The organism is Methylibium rhizosphaerae, assembly GCF_006386545.1.
GTDB lineage: Bacteria > Pseudomonadota > Gammaproteobacteria > Burkholderiales > Burkholderiaceae_C > Pseudorivibacter > Pseudorivibacter rhizosphaerae.
On sequence record NZ_SWAR01000093.1, the window covers coordinates 1 to 3,175 of the forward strand.

2 protein-coding genes are annotated in these 3,175 nt (G+C 59.7%); both read left to right on the forward strand.

The window, feature by feature from the left end; translation table 11 throughout:
- The first annotated feature begins 1,029 nt into the window (after positions 1 to 1,029).
- Positions 1,030 to 1,548 (forward strand): hypothetical protein, encoded by a 519-nt coding sequence (locus tag E8D38_RS27345; RefSeq protein WP_140637436.1) that lies wholly within the window; start codon positions 1,030 to 1,032, stop codon positions 1,546 to 1,548.
- 1,148 nt (positions 1,549 to 2,696) lie between these two features.
- On the forward strand, positions 2,697 to 2,999 hold the full coding sequence (locus E8D38_RS27355) for a DUF3144 domain-containing protein (protein WP_140637438.1): 303 nt from the start codon (positions 2,697 to 2,699) through the stop codon (positions 2,997 to 2,999).
- Positions 3,000 to 3,175 lie beyond the last annotated feature (176 nt).

The window sequence follows — 3,175 nt, forward strand, 5'->3', positions numbered from 1 at the left end:
ACGTTAGAGCGCTCATGCGAGTTGTTTTGGGGTTCCTCATCGCGCCACTTGCGCCAGCAGTTGTAGCGGGGCTGATGGCTGCTTTGTCGTTTCCGGTTGAAGCCAGGCCCTGGTTCTTCGCCGCTCTGTTGGCTTACCCAGTTGCCTTGTTCATGGGTGCTCCCGCGTACTGGCTGCTTCGGCGCAAGAAGTGGCTCAGGGGTTGGCAGGTTGCGTCAGTCAGCACCCTCATCGGCACCTGTGTTCCGCTGCTCGCATTGGTGCTTGTTCTTGCTGTCTTGGTCCTGTCAGGCGGCGAGCTCACGCCCACCGAGCTCAAGCGTGCTGCCAACAATTACTCAGTCTTTGTGGCAGTAGGTGCAGCGTGCGGGTTTGCTTGCGGTGTTGCCTTCTGGCTTGTCGCCATACTTGAATCGCCGTTTGGAAGGCGAACGTCAGCATGCGGGCCCCGCGCTCTAACCCCTCCATCGAGCGGACCCACAACGGCGGGGCGCAGTTGCGCGCTTCGGCCGCACCGAGCGCGCCGTTGCGGTCCGCTCATGTCGAACGTTACGTGGGGTTCAAGCAGTGGACGCCGAGTCATCAGCATGACTTTTACGGAACAAACGCCCATCCAAAACAGCTGCACGTCGTTTGTCCGTCGTGTAGAAAGAGAGCCACTGCGCGAGCGAGCATCTCGTCGCACCTGTTCGAGATTCGTTGCTCAAACTGCGTACTTCGCAAGAGCCATGTGACGTACAGCGAGCTACCAGAGCTGTACTATCGCGTCACGGCGAGCACAAGCGAACTCTGGGCATGGGATCGCGAGCACTTGATGCAGCTGCGCGCAATTCTGGCCGCCAGAAGCTCTCCTCGCAGGCAGTTCTACTTCACGCGACTGCACGTACGGCGCGAGTGGCTTCTTCGCCGTCGCTCCTTCGTCAAGGCGATAGACAAGGTGCTACATGCAGACGCATAACCCCTCCATCGAGCGGACGTCTTCCGGCAAGCCGGAAGCCGCCGCTCATGTCGAACGTTAGGCGTCACACAATGCGCGCTCATCACCTGGCAGTCTTCCTTGCTTGGTTCATGTTTCAGGCCGTCGCGGGGGCAAATCCGGAAGGCGGCTACGCCGAGCAAGTGGGCCATGCCTACGCATACTCTCGCGGCCCTGCTGCTGCCGCTCGATATTGCAAACCTCGCTTCGAACAACTTGCTGACTCGATTGATAAGGAGGTGGCGGCATGGCAATCACGCAATGCCGGTGTCATCCGAGAGATCAACGGACACTGGGGCGCCCATGTCGAAAAGACATCGAGTGCACTCGGGATCGACCCGTCGGGCAGCTACGAGCAAGTCGAGCGCCAGAATGACCAAGTGCTCGGGGACATCTTGCGCAAGGCCGATGAAGGCGTTCAAGGTTACTCGCTTGCGTATTGCCGGGCTCTCAGCACCAATATGCTCCGCGACGAGAGGTTCGACCTTGAGCGGGCAGTTTCCGAGCAGCTTCGGGAACTTCGAAGTTGTAAGGAAGATGCGTACTGTCTCAAGCCGCAGACCACCAAGTGACGCCTAACCCCTCCATCGAGCGGACAACCTCCGGCATGCTTCGCATGCCTACGGTCGCCGCTCATGTCGAACGTTGGGCGTCATGAATAGGCTCGTCGTATTCGCACTCGCTGCAACTTCAGTGGTCGGTTGCGCAGTCCTGGGGTTCATCGCCGGCCAAAGGGCCGAAGCGGCACGAAACGCTTTCGCTCGTCAGGTTGAAACGGTGCAGTCCCACCAGCTGCATGCGATCGACCTAGCGTCCAAGGACCCGGCCACTCGGGAGGGCGCTCTTTGGTATCAGGTCGGGGCCGTGCTGTATGGAACGGATCCGCTCACTTCAATGCTCAATGAGAGTGCCCGCACACGGGAGGCAGCCCTTACCTATGCGCGCCTATCGGAGCTTGCGGCCTCGCAAGGGCAGAGTGAGCGCGCCGTGTCTCTCTTGCTGCGGGCGGAGTCGCTTTGTCCTCGCATGGCTTGGCCTCAGTGCTCCGGTGCCGAAATCCTCACGATGGTCAGGCGTCTTGCAGAGGTTGAGGCGAGTTCAATCGAGCGACTCAAACAATGACGTCCAACCCCTCCATCGAGCGGACCCACAACGGCGGGGCGCAGTTGCGCGCTTTGGCCACACCGAGCGCGCCGTTGCGGTCCGCTCATGTCGAACGTTAGGCGGCTTCATGGAGCGTTCAACGAATCGGTACGATGGCCAGCCATTCCTCAGGCTGCTGGACAGCTACGTTCTCGATGCCATTGGTCAACTTACCGACCAGCAGCGAAGTGGCCTCTCCATGGTTGAGCCAAAGCTCAGGGCTGTGTACGGAGCATCCGGCTCTTGGCAGGAAATCGTCCGCAATCAGCTGGAACTTCCGGAGTCGTTTCCACAAAGCATTCGCAGCATGTGGGAGCGGTATCTGAGTGCAGCTAGAAGCCAGGGCCTATCTGTTCACCCCAACGAGTTCACGGAGCGGTTCGTTGCCGAAAACTTCCCAGAGCTTCAGAGTCGGTAGGGGCTACCGCATGTCCCCGGGACTCCTTGCTGCTGCTCAGCCTCTCCATCGAGCGGACGTCCTCCGGCCTGCTTCGCATCCCTCCAGCCGCCGCTCATGTCGAACGTTAGGCGTCACAACAATCACAACGCCTTCCCCATCTCAAACTTCGAGAAGCCAATGGGTGTCGACCTCAAAGAAGATCCTACGTTCTACGATCGAGCAGATGGTCACATCCATCTCGCCAACGAACACTGTTCCAACGTTGGCCGAGGCAAAGTGAGCGCCTCGCTCATGTACGGTTGTGCTCGGTTCCAGGCTTGGAATGCCGCGACGTGGGCCAATGATGTCGCGGAAATGAAGGCCAAGCGGGGTGAAACCCTCAAATACTTCGTTCAGCAGTACCAAGCCATGCTCGAGGAGAACCTCGATGACTACATTGACAACTTCGAAAACTACATGCGCCCGAAGGGTGCCGCCTAACCCCTCCATCGAGCGGACCCACAACGGCGAGGCGCACTTGCGCGCTTCGGCCACACCGAGCGCGCCGTTGCGGTCCGCTCATGTCGAACGTTATGCGCCGGTGCTTTTGGTCCATGAATAGCAGTTCGTCATTGGCAAGGCATGTAGTTCGCAGCGGCACCTTGCCCGCCGCGCGG

Bases quoted from the DNA above. Each gene is read 5' to 3' on its own strand.
- E8D38_RS27355 (WP_140637438.1), top strand. From the start codon at position 2,697: ATGGGTGTCGACCTCAAAGAAGATCCTACGTTCTACGATCGAGCAGAT.
- E8D38_RS27345 (WP_140637436.1), top strand. From the start codon at position 1,030: ATGCGCGCTCATCACCTGGCAGTCTTCCTTGCTTGGTTCATGTTTCAG.